The sequence below is a fragment of the Flavobacterium sp. UBA6195 genome (assembly GCF_002422095.1).
GTDB lineage: Bacteria > Bacteroidota > Bacteroidia > Flavobacteriales > Flavobacteriaceae > Flavobacterium.
The window spans coordinates 1-5000 of the sequence record NZ_DITB01000110.1 but is presented as its reverse complement, the minus strand read 5'-3'; the positions used below and the strand labels follow the sequence as shown (position 1 = coordinate 5000).

Genomic DNA, 5000 nt, shown 5'->3' with positions numbered 1-5000 from the left:
TAGGCTCAATATGAATTAATACATGGCCTAATTCAAGAAGTTCTTTTCGTAAAGTATCTTTTAAAAGATGGGCAATGTCATGTCCTTCTTTAACCGATTTATTACCATCTACCATAACATGTAAATCTACATGAAATTTCATTCCAGCTTTTCTTATAAAACACTTTTCAATGTATATAACACCTTTTACTGTTTGAGAGATTCTTTTTATTTCAGCCTCCAAGTCATGATATAAATGTTCGTCCATAATTTCACCCAAAGCCGGACGAAATATTTTATAACAATTGTATAAGATAAAGCCAGATGCTAATAAAGCTGCCCAATCATCAGCTGATTCATATCCTTTTCCAAAAAATAGCGCAATTGAAATCCCAATAAATGCGGCAACTGAGGTTATTGCATCGCTTCTATGGTGCCAAGCATCAGCTTTAAGAGCACTACTATTAGTTTCAATACTTCGTTTCATTACTATTTGAAATGAAATTTCTTTCCAGAGAATAATAGCACCTAAAACAAATAGCGTAAAAGGTTTAGGAAGTTCATGAGGATTTTGAATATTTTGAAAACTTTCGTAAGCAATAATGGTGGCAGAAGTAATTAAAAATCCAACAACTAGAAAGGTAACTAAAGGTTCTGCTCTACCGTGACCGTAAGGATGATTTTCATCTGCGGGTTTGTTCGAATATTTTATGCCAAAAAGTACTAAAAAAGAAGCAAAAACATCTGCCGTTGATTCAATAGCATCGGCAATCAGAGCATAAGAATTTCCAAAATATCCTGTAATACCTTTTATTAAGGCTAATAATGTATTTCCAATGATACTAAAATATGTTGCTTTAATTGCTTTTTCTGTGTTTGGCATGCTAAATTTCGTTTGCGATATACCCTACTCCCCTAATGGTTTTAATTAATTCTTGATCTTTTGATAGGTTTAGTTTTTTACGAATAGCATTCATGAACACATCGATAACTCCTGTATCATATTCAAAATGAATGTCCCAAACGTCTTCAATAATATTGGTTCTTGTACAAACCTGACCTTTATTTTTAATTAAATATTCGAGTAACTCAAATTCTCTTTGTGTCAAAGATACTTCTTTATTATCAACAAAAACCTGAAATTTTGATTTGTCTAAGGTAATATTTCCAAGCTTTAAAATTTTAACTTCATCTTTTGTGCGAAAATGAATTTTTATACGCTCTAATAATTCTTCAAATGAAAACGGTTTCTTAATGTAATCATTCGCTCCTGCTTTTAATCCTTCAATCGTTTCTTGAACTGTATCTTTGGCGGTTAAGAAAATAATAGGCAAATTACTTTTTTGTAATCGAATATTTTTACAAACATCAATTCCTTGCATTTTGGGTAACATCCAATCTAATAAAACTAAATCTATTGGAAATTCAATTGCTTTTCTCAATCCTTCTTCACCATCTGAAGCAGATGAAATGGTATATCCTTCTTCTTCTAAACCTTGTTTTAAGAAGTCAACAATACCTTTTTCGTCTTCCACTATTAGAATGTGCATAATTAAATTAGATTATTGTTCCACAAATTTAATTCCAAAAGTGATAATATTAGCATTTAAACCATCATTTCTATCATAATGATTGAATCTAAAATCTATACTTTTTAATCCAAATTTCCAAATTTTCGCATTAGTTAGAATATCGGTATACCCAATCCCAAAACCATATTGATTTGCACTAAAACTAGATAAATCATAATCAGAAGTATAAAACTTTTCAGTTGATAAATGAGTTTCATAAGGTGCAAAATATTTAGATTGATTTTGTACATAATATCGATACATTGGAAATACAGTAAATTTATCTGATAATTTAATAGGTAACTCTAAACTAGCAGTATGAGATGTGATTCCCCAATCGTCCCAATAATATCTATAATATGTTCTCAATGAAAACCTTTCATTTAAATAATAATTTAATCTACCTCCAAATGGTAATTTAAAGCGAGTTCCTGGTAAACGTTCTATATCATCGGCTAACTGATAAACCCCTTTATTTTGAGATGATTCATATACTGGAATATATTGAGCCTGACCAATATAATAATTAGCTTTATCAGCAAAATAAACTCTATGATAAGGTGTTGATAGCATACCTTCTTGCTGCAAAAGATCAAAAAATATTGAAAATTGCATTTTTTTTGTAGCAACTTGGGAAAAACCAAATGAAGCAGCATATGAATTTCTATTCGTTGTTTTCCACTGTTCAAATGAAGAAGGTAAATAACTATTGGAAGTTAATCCATTTTGGTCTATTATGTCAACACCTTGAAAATAACCTTGGTTTTGAAAATTATTACCATAAACACCATATTCGTGTAATTCTGTCGGATATATTGGTCTCCATTGATCTAAATAAACATTTCCTTTGATGCTAACTTCAGAGTTTTTATTATTAAATAATTTACTTATTCCACCACCAAAACCAAATGAAGTATAGTCATATTCATTTGAAAATGAAACATCTGCATTCCAGATTAGATTCCTGTCATCTGAACTGTGACTATAATTTATTACAGCAGTTCCCAATACATCTTGAGCCGATGCACCAGATGAAGCTTGCCAAGGAGTACCATAAGGGCCTGTATTAGCTCTATCATCATCATCATCATCATCTCCAGAAGCTCCTGTAGCATTAAATGGATTTATATTACTAGAGGATGCTGATGTGTAAGCTGATAATCCCATATCAACAGTTAAAACATCATCATCATTTAAAGGTATAGCAACGACAATATTTGATGCTAAATCGGTTAACTTTTCTGAACCCATACCACCAGATACAGAAGAGTGAACACCATCTTGCTTATAGTAACTTAGTAGGAAATCAACTTCAATTGTTTCTAAAACACGTTTTTTATAAGTAATTTTTGTTGAATCTGCTACTTGTGAAAAAGCATAATTGCTAATTAAGACAAGTAATAAAATAATTTTATTTTTCATTATTAGTTATATTAATTACATCCACAACCTCCACCTGTCTTTCCTCCATTAGCTCCAGAAGCAGCTTCTCTATATACTTGAAAAGTTGTTTCATATCGCTCAGAAGCTCTTGCTGACAATTTCATATCAGGGTCATTAATATATTGTTTATCATATTCTTTAACAGAATTGCAAGAAGATACTCCTATAAAAATTAAAAAAACGATTATAAATTTTTTCATATTATTGATATTTTTTGATGTCTATATTTTTTGATACGTGAATTCCTCCTTTGTCATCCACTATAATACATTCTATTCCTTTTAATTGATTTACTAAATCGATACCTACTTCTACTCCCAAAACAAATATTCCTGTAGCAAGTGCATCAGCAATTTCTGTTTGCTTAGCAAAGACAGATACACTTATAATACCTGTTGCAGGATATCCCGTTCTTGGATCTATAATGTGTGAATATCGTTTCCCATTAAAAGATACATATTTTTCATAACTTCCTGAAGTTTCAACTGCACTATCATCGAGTGGAAAAGTGGCAAATACTTTATTTTTATTCATTGGGTTAACAATACCTACTGTCCATGAGCTTCCGTCCAATTGTTTTCCCCAAGTATTAATATCTCCAGAAACATTAACTAATCCAGATTGGCAACCTTTTTCTTGAAGTAGATATTTAATTTTATCAGCAATATATCCTTGACCAATTCCTCCAAGTCCCAATTTCATCCCCTTATTTTTTAAAAAAATTGTTTGCTCATTAGGGGCCAAAATTATATTTTGATAGCCTACTTTTTCAACTGATTTCTTAATTGCTTCTTCAGATGGCATTTCTTTCATACTGCCATCAAATTTCCATATTTTATCCATTGAGGCATAACTAATATCAAATGCTCCAGAAGTTAATTTAGAAATCTTAACGGCTCTTTCAACTAATTCAAATACTTCTATATCTACTTTAACAGGTGATATTCCTGCATTTTGATTGACTTTAGAAATTTGAGATGATGGTATCCAATCTGAAATTAAATTTTCAATTCTTTTTACTTCAGAAATAGCTAAATTGTTAAAATAATTACCTTCAATTGAATCTTTAGCGATAACTGTAATTTCGAATGGACTTCCCAACAAACTTTGCTTTTTCTTAAAAAGTTGTTGGCTGTATAGTTGTGATGAAATAACTACAAGTAATATGAAAAAACTATTTCTCATTATTTGTCAAAAGCATGAATCATTTTAATATACTCTTCAGGGGATACGTTTTTGAATCCCATTTTTCCTAATAATTTTCCATTTTTGTCAAGAATAACAACTAAAGGAAAACTCCCTTCTTGATTAAATTTATCAGCTAACATTCTGTTGTGCTCTGTTTGCTCTTTTGATAAAGTATTTGCTTTTTTTCGAGGAAAATCAGCTCTTACAATTATCCATTCTTTAGAAGCTTCTTTTTGAAAAACTTCAGATTGCCAAATATTTTTATCTAATTTGATACATGGTGCACACCAATCAGAACCAGAAAAAACTATAATAATATTTTTACCTTCCTCCGAAGCTATTTGTTTGGCTTCTTCAAAATTATATTTCCAATCTTGTGAAAAACTAAAGGCTGAAAACAACAATAGGATACTTAAAAATAATTTTTTCATTTTTTTTTATTTTTTAATTTCTATACAAATAAACTCCAATAGATTTAAATAATTGTTTTCTAATGATTACATTAAGTAAAAATTAAGTTTATTTCAATTTACCATTTAAATATAAATAATCAGCAGTCTGATACCAGGAAATCGTTTCTTCCAAAACTTTTTTATTAACAGGAAGTGGCGATAATTTATTTGATCCTTTGTCCCATTTATAATAATGTCCCGATTTCTTATTGGATAATATCATAACCTTATCTTCTTTTTTTAGTGCTAATTTTAGATATGTTCCAATTAATGCTCTTTGTTCATAATTTTTAGACAAAACATTTTTTCCAAAAAAGTTTGAAGTGTAGCTCCAATTTAAAGCTCCAAATAAAGTTGGAAAAATATC

Annotated in this window: 6 protein-coding genes and 1 pseudogene; all 7 read right to left on the bottom strand. The window is 29.8% G+C overall.

Annotated features, from left to right (window positions below; all coding sequences use genetic code 11):
- Positions 1 to 862: cation diffusion facilitator family transporter (locus B4I81_RS09965; protein WP_291110224.1), on the bottom strand; the 862-nt coding region annotated here is incomplete at its 3' end.
- Between the two features lies 1 nt (position 863).
- Positions 864 to 1529, bottom strand: coding sequence for a response regulator transcription factor (locus tag B4I81_RS09960; RefSeq protein ID WP_291110222.1), 666 nt, complete (start codon positions 1527 to 1529; stop codon positions 864 to 866).
- Between the two features lie 12 nt (positions 1530 to 1541).
- Positions 1542 to 2972: a DUF3570 domain-containing protein gene (locus tag B4I81_RS09955; protein ID WP_291110221.1), complete on the bottom strand. Its 1431-nt coding sequence runs from the start codon at positions 2970 to 2972 to the stop codon at positions 1542 to 1544.
- Between the two features lie 11 nt (positions 2973 to 2983).
- Complete coding sequence (locus B4I81_RS09950; RefSeq protein WP_291110219.1) at positions 2984 to 3193, bottom strand: DUF4266 domain-containing protein; 210 nt, start codon at positions 3191 to 3193, stop codon at positions 2984 to 2986.
- A gap of 1 nt (position 3194) precedes the next feature.
- Positions 3195 to 4178, bottom strand: a complete 984-nt coding sequence (locus tag B4I81_RS09945) for an FAD:protein FMN transferase (protein WP_291110217.1) — start codon at positions 4176 to 4178, stop codon at positions 3195 to 3197.
- Positions 4178 to 4612, bottom strand: a complete 435-nt coding sequence (locus B4I81_RS09940) for a thioredoxin family protein (RefSeq protein ID WP_291110215.1) — start codon at positions 4610 to 4612, stop codon at positions 4178 to 4180. Before B4I81_RS09940 ends, B4I81_RS09945 begins: the two co-directional genes overlap by 1 nt.
- A gap of 88 nt (positions 4613 to 4700) precedes the next feature.
- Positions 4701 to 5000 (bottom strand): annotated as a pseudogene (locus tag B4I81_RS09935) (LTA synthase family protein); the annotation flags it as partial.